The sequence below is a fragment of the Enterovibrio gelatinilyticus genome (genome assembly GCF_028683095.1).
Lineage (GTDB): Bacteria > Pseudomonadota > Gammaproteobacteria > Enterobacterales > Vibrionaceae > Enterovibrio > Enterovibrio gelatinilyticus.
The window spans coordinates 74,080-95,134 of the sequence record NZ_JAJUBC010000021.1; the positions used below are offsets into that span (position 1 = coordinate 74,080).

Consider the following 21,055-nt stretch of genomic DNA (forward strand, 5'->3'; position numbering starts at 1 on the left):
GAGGAGACGAAAGGTGTTTGGTGATCCTTCTAGGTCGAAAATACAAAAGATTCATTTCCTGTTGTTGCCGGGCTTCTCTTTGTTTGGGCTAACCGCCATGTTAGACCCTTTGCGTCATGCTAATCGCACGCAGGGTGAAGCGTTATACGAGTGGCAACTTATCTCAGAAAGCGGGGGGCTTATCTCAAGTAGCGACAGCATTGAGATAATGACGCATACCCACCTTGATGCCGTTGAAAAATGTGAAACATTAATAATTTGCTCTGGCAGTGATCCTGATTTGGTGAATACACCGGCCTTGTTAGGTTTTATTCGTCAGCAGAGTCACTTTGGGGCCGATATAGGGTGTCAGGATACGGGCACTTATATTGCAGCCGCTGCTGGGATCTTGGATGGTTATCGTGCAACCATGCACTGGGAAAACCATGAAACGACGCAGGAGGCTTTCCCTAATGTAACGCTTGTTCAAGAGTTGCTGGTCATCGACAGAAAACGTTTTTCTTGCCCTGGGGCCTTATCTGGATTGGATATGATGCTCTATCTGATCAGAACACAGCATGGGCAGGAGCTGGCAACCCTCGTGGCGGATGAACTTGTTTATACCCACCAGAGAGAACACAGTGAACCTCAGCGTCGCTCCTTACAAATCCGCTTAGATAGCCGCAATCCTCACCTTATCGAAGCCGTTCAACTAATGGAGAAAAACATCGAAGAGCCGCTGTTAATTGCAGAGTTGGCTGAGGTGATTGGCATTTCCGATAGGGAGTTAGAACGTCTATTTAAACGGCACTTGGCACAAACGCCAAAAGCGTTTTATCGTCAACTTAGGCTAGAGAAAGCCCGTTGGATGCTGCAACAAACCAACGACAGCGTCACGTCGGTGGCGACAGCCTGTGGCTTTGTTTCCCTCTCCCATTTCACCCGCTGTTATCAAGAGCAATTCTCCAAACGCCCTAGCCGAGAAAGATAGATTCTAGGCAACACGCGTGAGTCAACATGTCGGAAATAGATAGCCATGCCTATTTTGCGACATGCCTTCATTTGCGTCTTTTTTAGGTTGGTAAGCATCGGGTTTAGGCAAAAACGTCCGTTTCTAACGTGTAACTCTGAGGGTGCGCAATAAAGAGAACGAGGCATGCCTAGCCAGCCTCTTGTTTTTATTTAACTAAAAAAAGAGCCCTTACGATGAATCAAGACGTCATTATTACTTGCGCCATTAATGGTGCTGGGGATACCGCGGACAAAAATCCAAATGTGCCGATCACACCAGAACAAATTGCCAATTCAGCGATAGAAGCATGGAATGCAGGTGCTGCAATTGCGCATATTCATGTTCGAGACCCAGAAACAAAACAAGGATCGAGACGCGTCGAATTGTACGCCGAGGTCTGTGAGCGTTTGCACGCGTCGAATTGTGACGTTGTGATTAACCTGACGGCGGGCATGGGGGGCGATCTCTATATCGGGCCGGAAGAAAATCCCACTGCCTTTTGTCCAGAAACGGATCTTGTGGGTGGTCTTGAGCGTCTTGTTCACATTGAAGCGCTCAAACCTGAAATCTGTACCCTCGATTGCGGCTCAGTAAATTTCGGAGATAACAACCTTGTGTATGTCTCAACGCCAGACATGCTTAGGCGTGGCGCTGCACGTATTAAAGAGCTTGGTGTCACTGTCGAACTGGAAATTTTCGATACGGGAAATCTTTGGTTTGCTCTGCAAATGATGAAAGAAGGCTTGCTTGATGACAACGCCATGTTCCAGCTGTGTCAGGGCATTCCTTGGGGGGCACCACCGGACTTTACGCTATTGAAAGGCATGGTGGATATGTTGCCAAATCACAGCCAATGGACAGCGTTTGCGTTGGGTCGTAACCAGTTGCCATGGGCGGCGCAGTCAGCCTTGTTAGGGGGTCATGTTCGAGTGGGCTTAGAAGACAATTTGTATCTCGAAAAAGGCGTGTTGGCGACAAATGGCCAATTGGTAGAACGCGCCGTCAATCTTATCGAAAACATGGGGGCGCGTGTTTTAAGCCCAACTGAAGCTCGTGAAAAATTGCGACTTCGTGGCACGCAATAGGAGGTTGATGATGGCGCGTCCGAATCCGGAACAAGTTTCAAAGGTGGGTGTCATTGGCACGGGTGTTATTGGTGGTGCTTGGGCCTTGCATTTCCTTCGCATGGGCATGGAGGTGGTCGCGTATGACCCCGGCCCTAATGCAAAAGAAAAGCTTCTAACCATGGTCGACAATATTTGGCCCACCATCGAAAAGCTGGGCTTGAGAGAAGGCGCAAGCAAAGACAAATTGCGTTTTGTTGATTCCTTAGAATCTCTTGCTAATCAGGTTGAAGTTATTCAAGAAAGTACGCCAGAGCGAATGGATGCCAAGCGTAGTTTATTCGCAGAACTTGATCGCATCGTACCCGCTGATGTGGTGATTATCTCCAGCACCTCAGGGTTTGCCATGACTGATATGGCTCGTGAGCTTGAAGCTCAGCCAGATAGGTTTGTGGTCGGTCATCCCTTTAACCCGCCTTATCTCGTGCCTTTCTGTGAAGTCTGTGGTGGAGAAAGAACCAGCCAAGAGGTGGTTGATTGGACCGCTGCGTTTTACGAGGCCACGGAAAAACAAGTCGCCAAAATGGACAAAGAACTGCCGGGCTTTATTGGTAACCGCTTACAAGAAGCGCTATGGCGTGAAGCCCTCCATATGGTGGCAAACAAAGAATGCTCCGTCGAAGATATCGATAAAGCAATTGCCTATGGGCCGGGTTTGCGTTGGGCCATTATGGGGCACTGTTTAACCTTCCATTTAGGCGGCGGGCAAGGGGGGATGGCGCATTTATTGGATCACTTTGAGGATGCGTTAGAAGAACCATGGACACGTCTGAAAGCGCCAAAACTTACACAAGAATTGAAAGATGACATGGTGGCGGGTTGCTTGACGCAAGCCAATGGTGCGTCCATTGATGAATTGGTGCAAGAGCGCGATGATTGCCTTATTCGAATTATGCAAACGCTCAACGAGTATCGCCAAGAAAAAGGGATAAAGCGTTAAGTGTTTGAAGTATTAACGTTCGGAGTGGCGGTTTGGCATGGGTCTAAAAGAGGTGGAAATGAAATTGTAAAGCGAGAAAGAAAGCTCACTCACTCAAAATCATAGCAAAGGAGGATTTGCTGATGTCGTCTACTCCTCAAGAAGGCTTTGAAGCCGCAGAGACTAGGATGTTTAAAGCTGAAAAGCTTGCCCCATCAGGACCATTTAAAGGTATGCATAAGGGGATGACGATATCTTCGTCTCTGATGGTACTCGTGTTCGTGTTTTTTACGGGAGTGAACACGGAATTTGCGGGTGAGATATTTGGCAGTGTTCGTTCTTGGATTGAAGTGACGTTTGGTTGGTATTACATGGTGACCATCGTTTTCTTAATCGCGGTTTGTGTTTTTATCGTGTTTAGTCGATTCGGTAGCGTGCGTTTAGGCGATGATGATAGCAGGCCGGATTTTACCAACTTCGCGTGGTTTTCGATGCTTTTTTCAGCGGGTATCGGTATTGGTATTTTATTCTTTGGCGTTGCTGAGCCGATCTTCTACCTCGATAACAGCGGGGCATTTGGTTATCCGAATAATCCCTATGCCGACATGGCGGGCGCCGAGGCCATTGGCTACGATCGCGCAGTAGATGCGCTGAGAGTCACTTTCTTTCATTGGGGTTTTCATGGCTGGGCAGTCTATGTGATTGTCGGTATGTCATTGGCCTACTTTGCTTATCGTAAAAAATTGCCATTAGCACTGCGCTCCGCACTCTATCCATTCATTGGCGATCGTATTTATGGACCCATCGGACACATGGTCGATATTTTCGGTGTGCTAGGGTGCGTTTTTGGTGTTGCAACCTCACTGGGATTGGGTGTCAGCCAGATGTCCGTCGGGCTTGAAAGGCTGTTTGGTATTGACCCAGGTATCTCGACTCAACTTACCCTGATTGCTTTAATTACGATCATTTCCATTTTATCCGCTCTGTCTGGGGTGGGCCGCGGTATCAGAATCATTTCTCAGTGGAATATTATTGTTTCTATTATTGTCGTTGCGCTGTTTTTGTTTGGTGGGCCAACAGGCTGGGTATTAGGTGCTTTTGGTTCTGCAGTTGGGGATTATCTCGCAAACTTTATTCAAATGGGACTTTGGTTTCCGGAAGAAGAAGGCCCAGCGAATTGGCAAAACGGCTGGACTGTTTTTTACTGGGGCTGGTGGTTAGCGTGGGCACCCTTTGTTGGATTGTTTATTGCGCGAATTTCTCGAGGTCGAACCTTAAGAGAATTTGTGATTGGTGTGCTTCTCGTGCCGACAACTATCATCTTCGTGTGGCTAGGTATCTTTGGTGGAACCGCACTTTATCAAGAGCTGACAGCCAGTTCTGGAGTTGGCACTGCGGGGATCATTGATCTTGTTAATGCGTGGAACTTGCCTGAAGCGTTATTCGCTAACGCTGATGGGATCTTTGGTAACGGTGCTCTCGGTTGGATCGTGTCTGCCATGATGGTTTTTCTTCTCATGAGTTGGTTCGTCACCTCTTCGGACTCAGGCATCGTCGTGTTAACGACCATTTTGTCTTTAGGGAATGAAGATCCGCCAAAAACATTCCGCGTTTTTTGGGGGGTTGTTGTTGGGTTAGTTGCTGCAGCCCTGTTAGTCGCAGGGGGGTTGAGCGCGCTGCAAACCGCCAATATTGCAGCGGCTTTGCCTCTTAGCTTGGTGATTATTCTGATGACGCTCGGTGTGCTTAAATCGCTCTTCAACGACGTTAGTGGTTTGGGGAAAGGAACCGATGGTGATAATGAAACACCGTTAGTCAAAGACGAATAATATTTTTGTTTAATGGCTAAGCTATGAAGATACGGCTGAAATAAGTTGGCCGTATTTTTTGCAGGAGACTCGATGCTATCCTCATCATCCCAGCCCTCTATCCTAAAGGTGCAAAAACCACTAATTGCCGATGATGACGGGGTTTTCACCCTCTCTTTTTTACTGTTACCTGAATATGCCATGGTGTCACTGCTCTCTGCGATTGAACCTTTACGAATAGCAAACCGTTTGGCCGGCAAAACCTTATTTCGTTGGCAATGTTTTAGTGAAGATGGGGAGCCCGTTTTAGCCAGCAATGGTTTAGCGTTGCAAGACTCCTTATCAATACATGCCAGTGAAAAACCTCGTAACCTTTTTGTGAATGCCAGTTTCCATCCAGAAAAACACGCGTCAGAGACATCTATAAAATGGCTGCGAGAGCTACATCGGCTTGGTTTCATGATCGGTGCGCTTGATACGGGCTGTTACTTGCTCGCCAAAGCCAAGCTATTAGAAGGCTATCCAATCACCTTGCATTGGGAAGCGAAGCCTTGTTTTCAAGAGCGTTATCCTGAGCTTGAAATCAGTGACGAGCTATTTGAAATTCAGGGTAAGCGCGTTACCTGTGCCGGTGGCACCGCCGCAACCGACATGATGTTGTATTTAATCGACGCCTATTTTGAGCCAGAACTCGCGATCCTTGTGTGCGAGCAATTAATTAAAAGTGCTGCGAGAAACCAAACTGACCATCAAAGAGCCAGCCAAGCCGAAAAGCTCAAATTACACCACCCTAAAATGGTAAAAGCCTTAGCGTTAATGGCTGCTAATATTGAAACCCCCTTAGCCACATCGGATTTGGCTGACCACCTAGCTATTTCTGTTAGGCATCTGGAAAGGCTGTTCTTACAATATTTAGCCTGTTCTCCGTCTGCGTATTATGTGCAAATGCGAGTGGAGCACGCGCGGTATCTGTTGTCTGACTCTGGGCTCAGCATCGCGGATATCGCCTTAGCGTGTGGCTTTAGCTCTACCGCCCATTTTAGCCGTCGTTATCGTGCACTTTATGGCACGACGGCCAGCCAATACCGCTCGGGTATTCAATAATTGAATCTCGGCGAAATTAAAGCGCGTCCCTTTCAAGCACCCTTATTCGAGATAAGAGTTCATCTCTGTCGATATAGCAGCCTTGTAAGTGTCTTGAGCCTGTTTTTAGGTCAAACGCATTGCGTGCGTGTAAGACGCGGCGGTTATCAAAGACGATCAGGTCACCGCCATTAAGGCGATGGAAAAACTGAAACTCTTCCTCTCGGGTTAACCGAATAAAACAGCGATATGCTTTATACAGGGCGAGGGTTTGGTGTGCGGGCACATCAATGGGGCCCCTGAGAAAATTAGCAAGGCGAACTTCAACAACCTGATCATTTTCATCAACCACAATGGCTTTACCGCGAAAGCGATAATCACTGTGTTTGTCCTTGTTGTAAAAGGCCATCGGTATGCTGGATAGGCTCTTAAACTCTTCGGGATAATGCTCGCGCATGTGTTCGGCTATTTTAAAGCCATCGACCAAAATGGACTCTCCGCCGGCAGCATCATTGATTAAACAATGTAAAAACTGCAGACCGGGCTGGAGTTCTCGTGTGGGTAAATCGGTATGCAGAGGTAAACGTAAATCGGTATACGCCGAGCTATTTGCATCCGCTTTCGCTTGCACATTAAAAATGGTGCCAAAGTTAGTTTCTCTGATAAAAGAGATGCGATTTGCGACATGAATGAGGGTGTTTGGCTCGGTATCTACGTTTTTAATCAGCGCGATTCCATAGTCCCTTAAATTCTTTAGCCACGCCAAAAGGTGTCGATCACTTTGCATGATGTTGAGGTAAGTGTTAGTGGGTAGGAACTGGTTTATGGCCTCTTTGTCCCACACTTTCGGTTGCCATTGCTTGGCGGCAAGTGCGCTTTCGCTGTAACAATGGCTGAATAACCAACCGGGATGATATTGGCTGCTGTGATCAGCGTGATCCCACTCGATGACAAGTCTGTTGTCTTCAGAGAGATAGGCTTCTTGCGGTTTAATGGTTTCGGGGACATCACAAATCTCAAAGACTTGCTCCCGAGTGAGCGAGGCGATGCATTCTGCACAATGGCAATTGTCCCTTAACCACAGGTAGTGGTATTCACTCTCATGCCCATTATCCCATTCGATCAAAAGCGACTCGCTGCCTAAATCAACACGAACAGGAAGATGTTTGATTGGATAAGGCGTAAAGGATGCAATTTCTGTGTGCGTATCGGCGACTGTCATCGTGCTTTCCCCGTAAATATCCCAATAAAAAAGAGGGTGATGCGTTGAGTCATCTTATTACGAGGATTCAGGATTTTCGTGATACCCAGTCGACATCATTTTGCACCAATCCGACATGTTTTCATGGGCAGTTTTATCGTTGACAACGTTCAGCCAATCTATAAGCCAATAACGTCTGCGAAAAAGTAACTGCCAACGCCCACCAACACGACGTTTCGGTGAGAAGGTGTCACATGATGCGACGTACCGTTACGTATATTGTCACTTCATGCGTGCCGCTTTTTATTGGCACTGTCTTGTTGCAAGCTTCTGAAAACGCAGAGAGTTAAAGGCGCGATGAACGCAAGCCTTCCCTTCCTGCACATGAGAGAACGAATCTCAAAGAAGCCACGCAATGGAGGCATACGATGCTAAACCAACAGCAAATGACGCAAAGATTCACGACGTGGGGAATGGTATTTCTCACGTTTGTATTTGGCTGGTTTGCACCTGCCGCAATGGCGAGCGGTTTATTAAAACCGATAAACAGCCAACATCAAGACCTCAACATTGAAACCCATAAGGTAGATGTCGTCATAGAAGATGGCTACGCAACGACGTCCATCGAACAAACCTTCCATAACCCGAATGACCAAATCCTTGAAGCACGTTACTCGTTCCCTGTGCCGCAAGAAGCCGTGGTGGGCGAATTTATCTACTGGATAAACGGCACGCCAGTGATTGCCGAATCGGTGGCGAAAGACAAAGCGAAAAAGATCTATGAAGAGCAAAAAGCACAAGGCAATGCGACGGCATTGACTGAAAAAGACGGATACAAAACGTTTGAGATGCGTGTCTTTCCTGTTCAGCCTCAGCAGAGTGTGAAGGTGAAGCTGGTTTATCTGCAAGATGCGTTAATTGACCATGGCATTGGCCGTTACGTGTATCCCATGGAAGAGGGCGGTGTTGATGAAGCGCGAGACAGCTTTTGGACCCGTAATGATGCGGTCGAGCAGGATTTCTCGTTTAACGTCACGTTGAAATCTGCGTATCCCGTTGATGGTGTGCGTTTGCCTTCGCACCCTAACGCAGCACTTACACAAGAAGCATTAGGTGAGCACACGATTTGGAAGGCGCAAGTAGCGAACCAAGCGTCAGGCGCGGTTGAAGAGGAAGGCGTGACAGCATCACCTTCTGCACCCGCGTACAGGTTGGATCAAGACATTGTGGTTTACTGGCGTCTACAAGACGGGTTACCTGGTCGTTTGGACATGGTTGCGTACCGTAACCCTGAAGAATCAAAGCGCGGCACGGTGAAACTTACCTTTACGCCCGGTGATGATTTGGGCCCCGTTACTCAAGGGCGTGATTGGGTCTTCGTATTAGACAAATCAGGATCGATGTCTGGCAAATATAATACTTTGGCAGAAGGGGTTCGACAGGGGCTGAACAAACTGCCACAGCAAGACCGTTTTCGTGTTGTGATGTTTGATAACACAACGTATGACCTTACCAACGGCTTTCTGTCAGCCAACAAGGAAAACGTGGAAAAAGCCTTGAGTGAAATCTCTGCCATGCAGCCGAGTAACGGCACCAACCTCTATGAAGGTTTAGGTGCAGCGGTGCGTAAACTGGATGCCGACCGTCCAACAGGTATTGTGCTGGTGACCGATGGTGTCGCGAATGTTGGGGTGACGGAGAAGCGAAAGTTTTTCCAAATGATGGAGAAATACGATGTCCGCTTGTTTACCTTCATTATGGGTAACAGTGCGAACACTCCACTATTGGTGCCGATGACCAAGTTATCAAATGGTGTTGCTACATCCGTTTCGAACGCTGACGATATCATGGGGCACTTGCTTAATATCTCTAGCAAACTAACGCATCAAGCGTATCGCGACATTCAATTGGATATCGACGGTGTGAAGGTAAAAGATCTGACACCAGAAGCTATCAGCAGCTTATATCGCGGTGAGCAACTGACGGTATTCGGCCACTACTTTAAAGCCGGCACTGCCGACGTCACTTTGAGCATGAAAGTGAATGGCGAGACGCGTCGTTATACCACCAAGGTATCGTTACCAGAGAAAACGTTGCGTAACCCTGAACTTGAGAGAATGTGGGCATTCTCAGCGATTCGAGATCTTGAAGCGCAGATGGATTACCTAGAGCAGAAAGATGCCGACAAAGAACAAGCGATAGAAGACATCGCTGTCGAGTATGGTTTATTGACGGACTACACCTCGTTGCTGGTGGTTGAAGAAGATGTATTCCAACAGATTGGTGTTGATCGAAATAACCAAGCACGCGTGCAGAAAGAACAGCAAGCACGACAAACGCGCCAAGCTCAGAATGTTCAACCTACCCAAGCCGACACAAGTCAGCCAATGTTCACCCAACCTGCACCAACCCATTCGCGTAGTGGCGGTGGAAGCAGTGGTGGCAGCATGAGCTGGATGGTGTTTATGTTGCTAGGACTGGGGATGTTTGGGCGATGGGGGTTAGCTAACAAGCGATAGTGGCATTTTGTACAGAAACAGGGCGCTCGAGCGAGGGTCCTGTTTCATTTGTGACGTCACCAACAAAGAGTATTCTTGATTAAGAACTGGCATGTTTTTTTCTTCCATCGAAATCAAAATAAGTCTTTACAATGGCCCTGACTAGCGTAATATTGCCCTCGCTCTGTAAGTCAGAGTTATTAATAAAGCGTAAAGTAAAAGTAAAACCTCAGATTTCGTCACTAGTTGTAGTTCTCTGTGTTTCCCTTAGCTTCATCGTCACATTAAATAATTCCAGCACAGTGCATCGCATTAATGCGAATATTTTTTGAATTAAATATAAGGGACACAAAATGTCTAACAAAACAACTGGTCTAGTAAAGTGGTTTAACGAAGATAAAGGTTTCGGTTTCATCACTCAAGACAACGGCGGTGCTGACGTATTCGTTCACTTCCGTGCAATCGCTTCTGAGGGTTTCAAAACTCTTTCTGAAGGCCAAAAAGTATCTTTCGAAGTTGAGCAAGGCCAAAAAGGCCCACAAGCTGCTAACGTAGTAGCTCTATAATTTCGAAAGTCGGCGCAAATGGTTTTACCATTTGCGCTACTTTTTTATCTGCGCCATCTGAGTTACCTCCTCGCTACACCCTCAAAAAGCACCGCACTCTCTCTTAGCTCAACTATTTCTTCAATACTCCCTAGTTAGATACTGTTACTCTACTTTCGTTATCTCTGCTTCTGTCTTCACTGTACCTTCTGAAAGACTTCTACTGTCTTGTATGTCTTGTATGTCTTGTATGTCTTGTATGTCTTGAGTTCTATTTCTATCCTGAATATTCACTTTTTTTTCAACAGTTAGTTGAAAATAGCGATCCTAGCTATTTCTTAGCGCGGCATTAGCTTAAGCCCAACCCACCATCCATGACCAGTGTATGACCCACAACATAACTCGCCTGCTCAGAGCTTAACCACAAGATGGCACTAGCAATTTCTTCAGGTATGGCAAACCTGCCATTGGGCACTTGTCTTGCGACCGTTTCCTTTAAGGCACCGCCCAATTCTGCCTGTTGCTGCTCCCAACGAGGCGTCCAAGTAACGCCAGGGGCGACGGCATTGACGCGAATACCTTTACGGATAGCATCAATCGCGACTGAGCGTGTTAGGCCTTCAATGGCATGCTTTGTCGCTGAAAACATAGCTGCGTTTGGGTTAGGGCGAGATCCATTGATTGAACTGACATTGACGATTGAACTGCCCTCGGACATGAGGTTGAGCTCATAACGTAGGCATAGTGCAGGTAACCAGAAATCCCCAATCATGGTGCTATAGAGGGCATCAATCGGCACGTTCCCATAGTCGCCACGGGATTCAAGTGGCGGGGCTGCGTTGTTGATGGCGACATCGAGATGACCATAATTCTCGCGTATATAACCGAAGAAGCGGTCAACTTGTTGAACGTCTTTCAGGTCAACAGGGAGATAATCAATCGAGGACAAGTGAGGATAGCGAGCCAGCACCGTGTTCCATTTCTCTTCATTGCGAGAGCAGGTAATGACTTTGAATCCCGCATGATGAAATGCAAGGACTGTGTGAAGGCCAATACCGCTGCTGCCTCCCGTGACAAGGGCTATTTTCATGAGCGCTCCATTTGGAGAGTGAGAAGCGCTTGGCTAGCGGTGGGTAAATAAATCGTCCAGCAGTAATTTCTTTGTTCCGCGGACTTTTCTCTGTTCTTCGTGTTCTTCGTGAAATTGCTGCTCGCCAAGCATGACAAGAATATCAAAAAAGTAACTAGCGCTACCTCTTTGATTATTCATTGTTTTAAGCATAGCATCGCTGAAAATTTCTGGGTCGTTATGGATTAAGTCTGATGCGATTTTTCCAATTTGCTGGCAGCAATAGGTGGTTCTTGGCTTGTCTGCCGTGTGGGCGTAACTGACGCATGTGGTCCACTCCTCGCTTCGAAGTGACTTCCAAATATGGTTAGCGATTTGCAGGCGTTCCTCGAGAGGGGTATTCGATAATGATTTTATCAAGTATGTGTTTTTGGATTGAGCGACTCGACTTTTTACTCTGTCGGACTCGACAAAGGTGTTGGTTAGCATCGGCATTGAAACCAGATAGACCAATAGGGTTACGCTAAGAGCCGCGATAAAGAATGCATCTTGCGTTAAGCCAAAATAGACACAACTGGCGATGGTGATCGCTGAAAACACTAAGAACGCTAGCGAAATAACAAGGCGCGCGCGCCATTTGGAAGTAGCAATAAAGTCAGGCATGCTTTTGTTAAGTGCCTGTAAGGACGCACTTTTAAAGGTCATGTCTGGGAGTTTAGGGACAGGGAATTGCTCCTGATGCATCACAAGTCTCCACATAAAAAGAATGCCTTATCAACACCATACGTCTTTGGACATGAAAAACGTTAATACATATCAACGAAACGAGCGATATTCGTGATATGTGCATCAAGTGCTGGTTTTCAGGGTAAGTTAGTCTCCTTGACCTTGCTGAATCCACCCTTGTTCGATTGCGTATTTCACTAGCCCTGCGGTGGATGTAACCCCAAGTTTCTTTTTGACGCGTAGGCGATGTGTTTCAACGGTTCTTACGCTGATGTCGAGCTCTCTGGCGATGGTTTTATTACACGCGCCATTGGCGATGAGAACCAAGACGTCTTTTTCACGAGGTGTGGGAAGGTTATCGTCATTCTCTTTCTGTTCTAAGGCGTTCATACTTTCAAGCAATGTTTCAGAGACACCAGCGCTAAAATATGACCCCCCGTTGGCAATAATATCCAACGCCTGAACCAGTTCTAACGATGATACATCTTTTAGCACGTATCCTTTAGCGCCGCCGCGCATTGCGGCCATGATGTATTCCTTGTTGTTGTGCATGCTCAAGATGACAACTTTAATTTCTGGTGCTTTTTCGCGTAAAACGGAGAGAACGTCTAAGCCCGATTTTTTCGGCATAGAGATATCAGTGAGAAGAATGTCCGGTTTCAGCTCGATCGCTTTCTCGATGGCTGCTTCACCGTCATTCGCGGCGCCCAAAATGGTAAACTGCGGCTGCTTAGACAGTCGCTCCATGAGTCCGTCTTGAAGCAATACATGATCGTCGGCGAGCAGGAGCGTCGTCATCTTTTTTCTCCTTGTTTAACGTTAACTGCCATTTTCTTTTCCTCAGCAATCCTTGCGAGCGTAACTAGTATGAGATGGGGACAATTGCACGAATCTCAGTGCCCTGATTAGGCAGGCTATTGATCGAAAAGGAGCCCTCCAAATTATCGATACGTTCACGCATGTTCTTTAAGCCCATCGACTGGGTTGAATGGTTGATACTATGTTCCTCAAATCCAACGCCATCATCTGCGATAGTCAGCACAATTTCTTGTTCTTCTTGCTGAAGTATGATGTCTACCCCGTTAGCATTAGCGTGTTTCTCGGCGTTATGCAACGCCTCTTGGGCGACCCGATAGAGTGTGGTTTCCGCAAGTTTTGATACTTCTGTCATGTCGAGGTGGTGCTCAAAAATCACCTGCATTCCTGAGCGTTCAGAGACCTCTTTGGCGAGATCTTCTAACGCAGATAGCAAGCCTAGGTCGTCCAAAAGAGCAGGGCGTAAGTCTTTCGATATTCGTCTGAGTTCGCGGACCGCATCATCGAGAGTGGTTTGACCGAGTGCAATGTTGTTGTCACGCTCTTGGTGGGTTTTTGCATCTTTGATGCTGTCCAGGCGGTACTTGACGGAAACCAGCATTTGATTGATGCCATCATGTAACTCTCTTGCTACTCGCGTTCTTTCTTCTTCTTGTGACTCGATAATTTGCCTATTCAGTGATTGCAGCTTTTTGTCGGCTAATTCACGCGCGTTTATGTGAATACTGGTGGCAAGGCTAGCCATGATGCCAATGGTGATCACGAGCGTGATGCCAAGACCGATAAATGTTTTGCTGATGGTTTCATCAATTTTCCCATGAACAGAAGCAACCTGTGTATCGATATCATCAATATACACACCGGTTCCGACCATCCATCCCCACTTATCCAGCCCAATGGCGTAACTCAGTTTTTTGACCTGTTCTTTTCGCGAAGGCTTATGCCAGTAGTAGTCCACATATCCGCCACCTTGCTGCGCAACGCGTATGAGCGCTTGAAGGAGTTTGAAGCCGCGGTTGTCTTGGACATCCCAAATATTCTTCCCAACCATTTCGGGTTGATATGGCAAAACGAGGTTGGTGCCGTCATAGGTATACGCAAAGAAGTAACCATCTTCGCCGTAGGTGAGATTATTCAAAGTATTGATGACAGCTTGTTTAGCTTCATCATCATTTTCGTTAGCGGTGTCATAAATCGGCGCAATAGAGGCACGAGCCAGTTCGACGTATTTGAGCAGTTCTTGTTTTTTGGACAACAAGGTTTCTGAACGGATGAGATTGGCCTGATTCTTAGACAGTGCATCGGATTGAATAACGACGAGCCCAATAATTAGCCCAAACATCAACAATAAGGGTAGCATCGCCAGAATTAAAATCTTGGCTCTTAACCGCGTGCTTATGCCTGATAATTTCGTCAACATGATTTCAATTTTTCTTTAATTCCCACTTAACTACGTAAAAACACGTACGTCGATTACGCATTGCTATGTACGGTAAGTACGTTTTCTAACTGATATTTTTTTATTTGTTGCACCGATAATCTAGACGGTAACAAATTATTAACAGCCCCAATGTGCTCTAAACCTCAACCCGACAAGCAGCATAACAATACATACAAAACAGTGATGCTGCGCACCAAGGAGTGGACAATGAATCGACCAATTTCAACGACATTAAAAGCACTGGCCGTCGCTACCCTCTGTGTCTCAGGCACAGCACTCGCGGACAAAGTGTTACTGAAAACCCCAATCGCATTTGGTACTCATCTACCTGCACTAGGCACGCCGATCAAATGGGTGTCTGAACGAATTGAACCTGTTACTGGAAACACCATCAGAATGAAAGTGTATGAGCCAGGTAAGCTGGTTGCGCCACTTGAAATCCTTGATGCAGTTTCCAGTGGCAAAGTGAATTCTGGATACGCTACTGCTGGCTATTGGCAAGGGAAAATGCCAGCAGCGGCTCTGTTCTCTGCTGTCCCTTTTGGCCCTGAAGCGCCCGAATATATGGCTTGGTTGTTTTATGGGAACGGCTTGAAGTTGTATCAAGGCATGTACGATGAAGCGGGTTACAACGTGAAAGTTCTCCCTTGTGCCATTATCTCGCCAGAGACATCAGGCTGGTTCAAAAAGCCGATTGATAAACCGGAAGATCTAAAAGGTTTGACCATGCGCTTCTTTGGTCTTGGCGGTCAGGTGATGGAGAAGCTGGGCGTGGGCACAGTGCAGCTGCCTGGCGGTGAAATCTTTGGTGCGCTAGAGAAAGGTGCGATCGATGCAAGTGAGTTTTCTCAACCTGCCATCGACCAGCGTTTGGGTTTCCAAAAAATCGTTAAATATAATTACTTCCCAGGTTGGCACCAACAAGCCACGGTCTTTGAGCTTCTAATTAACAAAGACACATGGAACAAGATGGATGAAGACCAACAGTCTGCAGTAGAAACTTTGTGTTTGGCTTCTATGACTAACTCGATTGCTGAAGGTGAATCGATGCAGTTTGAAGCGATGCAAAAGGCGCAGGAGCAAGGCGTAGAGCTTCGCTATTGGAATGACGACATGCTGAACTTGTTCCAAACCACTTGGCTAGATGTCGTGGAAGAGCAGAAGCAAGACCCGTATTTCGACAAAGTGTGGAAAGACATGTCTGAGTTCCGCCAAAACTATCAGATCTGGGAATCGAAAGGCTTCCTACCTCGCAATTAATCCCCGTGTTATGACGGGCAGCAGGACGCTGCTCGTCATTGTTAACTTGGGTGAAGGAGCAAGTTATGACCCAGCCTTCTCACTCACTTCCTGCCTCTCCGTTAGCCGATAGCATTGACCAAGTTGTTCGTATCGTAGGACGAACATTTGCTTGGAGTTATTTGTTATTGGTAGCGGTGATTATCGCGCAGGTAGTGCTTCGTAAGGTCTTTAGTAATGGCCAGATCGCGTTAGAAGAGTTGCAATGGCATCTTTACGCGATTGGTGTGTTGTTCGGTTTGTCTTATGCCGAAATCACGGGTACTCACGTTCGCGTCGATATCTTCTACCATCGTTTTTCAGCGAGAACGAAAGCATGGATTGAGATCATCACAGTGGCGTTTTTCGTCTGGCCATTTACCTATGTCCTTTTTATTCACTCGCTCGACTTTGTGTATGAAGCGTGGCGTGTCGGTGAGCGTTCGAACGCGCCGTCCGGTTTGCCATGGCGATGGCTGATTAAATCCGCTATCCCATTTAGTGTGGCATTGTTGGCATTTGCTAGTTTGTCGCGGCTACTTCGTGCGGTCGCTTTGTTGCGTCAAGGAGGCTCGCATGGAAGCGAATGAAATTCTCATCATGGCGATGTTTGGCAGTTTTATTTTATTGCTGTTCGTCGGAATTCCAGTTGCATGGGTGCTAGGTGGCGTAGGCGTCGCGTTTGCCATTATCGGCTACTATAGCGATATCTATCTCGACACGTGGACGGGGCTCGACTTCACCACGCTGGGGCTTGTGGTTAACCGCCTCTATAAGATCATGGATAACTGGATATTGGTGGCGCTGCCCATGTTCATTTTCATGGGAAATATGCTGGATAGATCAGGTGTCGCGGATCGATTGATGCAAGCGATGCAGGCGTTGTTCGGGCGTGTTCGCGGCGGTTTGGCGATCACAGTGATGGCGATTGGTATTATCCTCGCGGCATCCACGGGGATCATTGGCGCATCCGTGGTGCTGTTGGCGACCATGTCTTTACCTGCCATGATGAAGCAGGGCTACAACTTGCCCCTCGCATTGGGTACGGTGGCGTCAGCGGGTACGTTAGGCATTTTGTTACCGCCTTCGATTATGCTGGTGATCATGGCCGATCAACTCGGTTTGTCCGTGGGTGATCTGTTCATGGGCGCAATGTTTCCCGGCTTAATGCTGGGCACTATCTACATAGTGTACTTACTCATCATTGGTGTGGTGAAACCAGAAGCTGCACCGTTACCTGAGAATGCAAAACGTGCAGATTGGAATGTGGTTAAAGATGTTGCGAAGGCCATTGTGCCTACGTTCGCTCTGATCATCGCGGTGTTAGGTTCTATCTTCATGGGTATTGCCACGCCGACTGAAGCTTCAGGTGTTGGGGCGTTTGGTGCGATGTTGCTTGCTATCTACTACAAACGTTTTTCGCTTGCCGTATTGAAAGATGTCTTACTTGATAGCTATAAAACCACAGCGTACATTTTTGCGATATTCATTGGTGCCACGTGTTTTGCGCTGGTGCTTCGTGAGTTGGGTGGTGATGAGTTCATTGAGCAAGCATTTGAAGCGCTGCCATTTGGTCCGTATGGCATTGTGGCGTTCATACTCTTGGTCATTTTCCTTCTGGGTTTCTTTCTAGACTGGATTGAAATTACGCTTATTGTACTGCCATTGTTGGCGCCAGTGGTTCTTGGCCTTGATCTGGATATCGGTACCTATCCTGGGCTGGATAATGCAGAGTTGGTGTGGTTTGTGATGTTGGTGGCGATGGCGCTGCAAACGAGCTTTTTAACACCACCCGTCGGGTTTGCTTTGTTCTATCTCAAAGGCGTGTGTCCTCCGGGTGTGAAGTTGATGGATATCTATAAGGGCGTTGTACCGTTTATTATCCTTCAATTGATTGCTCTGGTTACGTTAGTGCTCTGGCCAAACTTGATCCTTTGGTTACCGTCGATTGCATATGGTTGATTGCGAATAGTTGATTACGAATGCTTGATAGGCGTAACACCAGAGTAATCGTGCAGTGCTCTAAAAAGGGATGACACAAAAAAGAGGCCGACATCATGTCGGCCTCTTTCATATTATGTTGTCCGCCTTAGTTCACTGCCTCGAGCAAGTGAGCGCACTGATGTAGAGTTAGTCTTTGCTTGTCTGCCTCAGCGCTTCAAGTTGCGTGAAGGCTTCGTGGAGCACGGTTCCTTTTTTGAATGTGCCCTTAGCGCCAATTTCACCTGCTGGCATACCTGTAAACAACGCGATAGCTTCGCTTACATGATCAATAGCGTAGATATGGAATTTCCCTTTCTCGACGGCATGAATGACGTCTTTGCGCAGCATGAGGTTATGCACGTTTGAGCGAGGAATGATCACGCCTTGTTTGGACTTCGGCCCCTTAATGGTACAAACATCGAAGAAGCCTTCGATTTTCTCATTAACACCACCGATAGGTTGCGATTGACCAAATTGGTTCATCGACCCTGTTATCGCCAGATCTTGTCGCAATGCCACACCAGAAATTGCAGAGATAACGGCGCAGAATTCTGCCATTGAAGCACTATCCCCATCGACACCACCATAAGATTGCTCAAATGTAATGTGAGTTGTCACAGGGATCTTCGCGGTTTTTCCAAGCAAGGAAGCAAGGTAGGCCGTGAGGATCATGACGCCTTTCGAGTGAATGTTACCGCCGAGCTTCACGCTGCGTTCAATATCTAGCACTTCGCCATCACCAAAGGAGGTGGTTGCCGTAATTCGGTTTGGTGCGCCAAAGCTAAAGTCATTGGTTGTTAGCACAGAAAGCGCATTCACCTGACCCACTTTAGTGCCTTGGGTATCGATGAGTGTCGTCCCTGTGGTAAAGCCTTCCATCACGTAATCACGCAGGCGACTCACTCGGAGATCACGACTGGCGAGGGCTTTCTCGACGTGGGACGCGCGGATCAGGTTCGACTTACCGCTACGGGCTTGGTAGTTCGACTCGCGAAGTAAATTGGCAATATCTGACGAATGCAAAGATAGCTTGTCTTGGTCACCAGACTGACGCGAGCTGTGCTCAATGATTCGACCGATAGCACCTTGATCGCAATGTAGCAGGCTGTTGTCGTGACAGATGCTCGAAATGAACTTGGCATATTTCAGCTCACTGTCATCGTTTCGTGGCATGTCATCTTCGAAATCTGCCGTCACACGGAACAGCTCGCTGAACTCCGGATCATAGTGTTGAAGCAGGGTGTATGTTTTGTAGTCGCCGAACAGAATGATTTTGACATTTAAGGGAATAGGTTGGGGCTCTAGCGAAATCGTGCCACTGAGCGTCACTTCGCGCTCTAGCGAGCTTAAGCTGACTTTGCGGGAGCTGAGCGCACGTTTTAGGCCATCCCAAACGTAAGGGCGCTCAAGGACTTTGACGGCATCAATCAGCAACACACCACCGTTGGCGCGATGAATACTACCGGGGCGAATTAAGGAGAAGTCAGTAAATACCGTGCCTTTGTAAGTTGCGTTTTCAACGTAACCAAAAATGTTGTGGTAGGTCGGGCTGTCTTCTACGATGACTGGCGGCACATCTTCTTCTTGCGCAACCAATACGTTCACTTGGTAACGACGCGGTAGTTTTTTATCGAGAGCGGCGTAAGCGAGAGCCGCTTGTTCTTCACTTTCTTGTAGGAAGATATCCAAGTTCTCGACGATATCACTTTGCATCGCCTTTAAGTACTTCTTAACTTGAGGCAAATCTTGATACGTCTCGACAATCTTTTTAAACAGATGAGAAACGACCTCTGTTGCCACTTCTTCATCAAGTTTTAATTGTTTTTCGGCGTACTGTTCTTCCCAGTCTGTCAGTGTGCGTACAAGCCCGCGAAGTTGAACTTCTAAGTCTTTAATGACCTGGTCGAATAGCGCTTGTTCTTCTTCAGGTAATTCGTCGAAGGTTTCTTCTGTGTGGGGTTCTTCGCCATTTAAGGCGATAAATTGATAGTCACCTGAACCTGTAATAGAAAGGCTGACATGCTGCGATTTTGCTGCATCACTGAGTTCTTGCAGTGCGCCTTCTTGTTGTTCGGTTAAGCCGTTTTTCAGCACGTCGGCACGCGAATAATACATTTCATTGTCAAAAGCCATCGGCAGGGAATTACTGAGTCTTCCCATCAACTTCTCGATGTCTTTTTTGAGTTTTAAACCGCGGCCTGCAGGCAACTGAAGTACGGTTGGCATGCGTGAATCATCAAAATTCACGACGTAGCACCAATCATAAATAGGGTGGCTGTAATCCCAGTGGCGACTCAAGTAGCGCATAACCATAGTGCGCTTTCCAAGGCCGTTCTGGCCAACTGCGTATATGTTGTAGCCTTTCTCTTGAATCGACATCGCGAACTCAACGGCTTGACGAGCGCGGTCTTGACCGACGATTTCGTCTAAAGGCTCAAGGTGCTTAGTAGAAGAAACGTTGAGTCGATTGAGTTCTGAAGTGCGATAGAGCTTGTCACTGGATAATGGCGAGTGTGTCATAGCGCTCTCCTTACACTGATTTCCTTGTATAGAGTCAGTGTAGCGCTCTTAACTTACTGATTTTGAGATAAAGCCGTGAGGAGTTGTTGGCAATGTGGGCTGGCGCACTATATTCACCTGACAAAGGTGAACAAGTGCGCAAAAAGTGTTCGTTGAGCAGCTTAATACTAGTGCGCGGTCCAACCGCCATCAATGGCAATCGCTTGTGCCGTGATGTTTTTGGCGCTGGGGGAGCTGAGAAAAAGGGCGGTATCAGCCAATTCACTAAGGGCAATGAATGCCTTCTTAGGCATAGGTTTCAGCATGATTGTGTTGATGACTTCTTCTTCGCTGATTTGATGATTCTGCGCCTGCGAAATGATTTGGTTTTCTACTAGCGGTGTTTTGACGTAAGAAGGGCAGAGTGTGTTAATGGTGACATCATGCTCTGCGCTTTCGAGTGCGATGGTCTTGGAAAACCCTAACAACCCGTGTTTTGCTGCGACATAGGCTGATTTATAGGGGGAGGCGACCAAGCTATGTATTGACCCAACATTGATGATGCGGCCGAAGTTTTGTTGATACATCTGAGGCAAGAAGGCTTTGGTCAGCATGGCGGGTCCTGTGAGCAAAATGTCGATAATGAGTCGCCATTTATCTTCAGGGAATGATTCAAGTGCGGAGACAAATTGAATGCCAGCATTATTGATGAGTATATCCACTGGCGCATCTACACGATCCGGTGCGCTCGCGATTTGCGCTGAATCTGTCACGTCGAGTTTGATGCCTTTTACCGTAACATCATACGCCGAGGTGAGCTGTTCAACGGCGGCGTTTAGTGCGTTTGCGTTGATGTCAGATAACGTGACGCGATAGCCTGCTTGTGCAAAACCTTGCGCCATGCCCAAACCAATGCCACTTGCTCCACCCGTGATCAATACATGTTTTGCCGTCATCCGTGCTCTCCGTTGCTATTCATGTTTGTATCTATACTCAAGCAACCTGAAGTCCTGTAACTTCAAGTGGCTTGGATATAAATTATGCAGCTTTTTGGAGAGCGTCAATCCGCAGTAT

General features: G+C 47.2%; 17 protein-coding genes. 10 read left to right on the forward strand and 7 right to left on the reverse strand.

Translation table 11 applies throughout. From position 1 onward, the window contains the following. Positions 1-13 precede the first annotated feature (13 nt). The 5 genes from LRP50_RS17165 (at position 14) to LRP50_RS17185 (ending at position 5,946) form a co-directional block, all read left to right on the forward strand. Complete coding sequence (locus tag LRP50_RS17165; RefSeq protein ID WP_274165684.1) at positions 14-970, forward strand: GlxA family transcriptional regulator; 957 nt, start codon at positions 14-16, stop codon at positions 968-970. Between the two features lie 215 nt (positions 971-1,185). Beyond that, on the forward strand, positions 1,186-2,076 hold the full coding sequence (locus LRP50_RS17170; RefSeq protein WP_274165685.1) for a beta-keto acid cleavage family enzyme: 891 nt from the start codon (positions 1,186-1,188) through the stop codon (positions 2,074-2,076). Between the two features lie 7 nt (positions 2,077-2,083). Continuing rightward, entirely contained in the window at positions 2,084-3,055 is a 972-nt protein-coding gene (locus LRP50_RS17175) for a 3-hydroxyacyl-CoA dehydrogenase NAD-binding domain-containing protein (protein ID WP_274165686.1), read from the forward strand. Between the two features lie 122 nt (positions 3,056-3,177). Then, the gene (locus tag LRP50_RS17180) at positions 3,178-4,863 is read left to right on the forward strand and encodes a BCCT family transporter (protein WP_274165687.1); all 1,686 of its coding nucleotides are present in this window, start codon (positions 3,178-3,180) and stop codon (positions 4,861-4,863) included. A gap of 72 nt (positions 4,864-4,935) precedes the next feature. Continuing rightward, positions 4,936-5,946 carry a GlxA family transcriptional regulator gene (locus LRP50_RS17185; RefSeq protein WP_274165688.1) on the forward strand — a complete coding sequence of 337 codons (1,011 nt, stop codon included), beginning with the start codon at positions 4,936-4,938 and terminating at the stop codon, positions 5,944-5,946. A 16-nt stretch (positions 5,947-5,962) separates the two neighbouring features. On the opposite strand, the gene LRP50_RS17190 is transcribed toward LRP50_RS17185, so the two are convergent. Then, on the reverse strand, positions 5,963-7,147 hold the full coding sequence (locus tag LRP50_RS17190) for a TauD/TfdA family dioxygenase (protein ID WP_274165689.1): 1,185 nt from the start codon (positions 7,145-7,147) through the stop codon (positions 5,963-5,965). 407 nt (positions 7,148-7,554) lie between these two features. Between LRP50_RS17190 and LRP50_RS17195 the strand changes: the two genes are divergently transcribed. Together LRP50_RS17195 and cspE are read left to right on the forward strand one after the other, a co-directional pair. Next, entirely contained in the window at positions 7,555-9,645 is a 2,091-nt protein-coding gene (locus LRP50_RS17195; RefSeq protein WP_274165690.1) for a VIT and vWA domain-containing protein, read from the forward strand. 332 nt (positions 9,646-9,977) lie between these two features. Then, positions 9,978-10,190, forward strand: coding sequence for a transcription antiterminator/RNA stability regulator CspE (gene cspE / locus LRP50_RS17200; protein WP_016958898.1), 213 nt, complete (start codon positions 9,978-9,980; stop codon positions 10,188-10,190). A gap of 328 nt (positions 10,191-10,518) precedes the next feature. On the opposite strand, the gene LRP50_RS17205 is transcribed toward cspE, so the two are convergent. From LRP50_RS17205 to LRP50_RS17220, 4 genes are all read right to left on the reverse strand, one after another. Beyond that, positions 10,519-11,259 carry an SDR family NAD(P)-dependent oxidoreductase gene (locus tag LRP50_RS17205; protein ID WP_274165691.1) on the reverse strand — a complete coding sequence of 247 codons (741 nt, stop codon included), beginning with the start codon at positions 11,257-11,259 and terminating at the stop codon, positions 10,519-10,521. A 33-nt stretch (positions 11,260-11,292) separates the two neighbouring features. Continuing rightward, a complete protein-coding gene (locus tag LRP50_RS17210) occupies positions 11,293-11,901 on the reverse strand; it encodes a hypothetical protein (protein WP_274165692.1) in 609 nt (202 codons plus the stop codon). 210 nt (positions 11,902-12,111) lie between these two features. Then, positions 12,112-12,762 carry a response regulator gene (locus LRP50_RS17215; RefSeq protein ID WP_274165693.1) on the reverse strand — a complete coding sequence of 217 codons (651 nt, stop codon included), beginning with the start codon at positions 12,760-12,762 and terminating at the stop codon, positions 12,112-12,114. A gap of 64 nt (positions 12,763-12,826) precedes the next feature. Beyond that, positions 12,827-14,200 carry a cache domain-containing protein gene (locus tag LRP50_RS17220; RefSeq protein ID WP_274165694.1) on the reverse strand — a complete coding sequence of 458 codons (1,374 nt, stop codon included), beginning with the start codon at positions 14,198-14,200 and terminating at the stop codon, positions 12,827-12,829. 228 nt (positions 14,201-14,428) lie between these two features. On the opposite strand from LRP50_RS17220, the gene LRP50_RS17225 reads away from it, so the two are divergent. The 3 genes from LRP50_RS17225 to LRP50_RS17235 all read left to right on the forward strand — a co-directional run bounded on the left by LRP50_RS17225 (position 14,429) and on the right by LRP50_RS17235 (position 17,461). Further along, positions 14,429-15,481, forward strand: a complete 1,053-nt coding sequence (locus tag LRP50_RS17225) for a TRAP transporter substrate-binding protein (RefSeq protein WP_274165695.1) — start codon at positions 14,429-14,431, stop codon at positions 15,479-15,481. Between the two features lie 65 nt (positions 15,482-15,546). After that, the gene (locus LRP50_RS17230) at positions 15,547-16,089 is read left to right on the forward strand and encodes a TRAP transporter small permease subunit (protein WP_274165696.1); all 543 of its coding nucleotides are present in this window, start codon (positions 15,547-15,549) and stop codon (positions 16,087-16,089) included. Continuing rightward, on the forward strand, positions 16,076-17,461 hold the full coding sequence (locus LRP50_RS17235; RefSeq protein ID WP_274165697.1) for a TRAP transporter large permease: 1,386 nt from the start codon (positions 16,076-16,078) through the stop codon (positions 17,459-17,461). Before LRP50_RS17230 ends, LRP50_RS17235 begins: the two co-directional genes overlap by 14 nt. Positions 17,462-17,629: 168 nt before the next feature. On the opposite strand, the gene LRP50_RS17240 is transcribed toward LRP50_RS17235, so the two are convergent. Both LRP50_RS17240 and LRP50_RS17245 read right to left on the reverse strand, forming a co-directional pair. Beyond that, positions 17,630-20,002 carry a Lon protease family protein gene (locus LRP50_RS17240; RefSeq protein WP_274165698.1) on the reverse strand — a complete coding sequence of 791 codons (2,373 nt, stop codon included), beginning with the start codon at positions 20,000-20,002 and terminating at the stop codon, positions 17,630-17,632. A gap of 167 nt (positions 20,003-20,169) precedes the next feature. Next, entirely contained in the window at positions 20,170-20,937 is a 768-nt protein-coding gene (locus LRP50_RS17245; RefSeq protein WP_274165699.1) for a 3-hydroxybutyrate dehydrogenase, read from the reverse strand. Between the last annotated feature and the right edge of the window lie 118 nt (positions 20,938-21,055).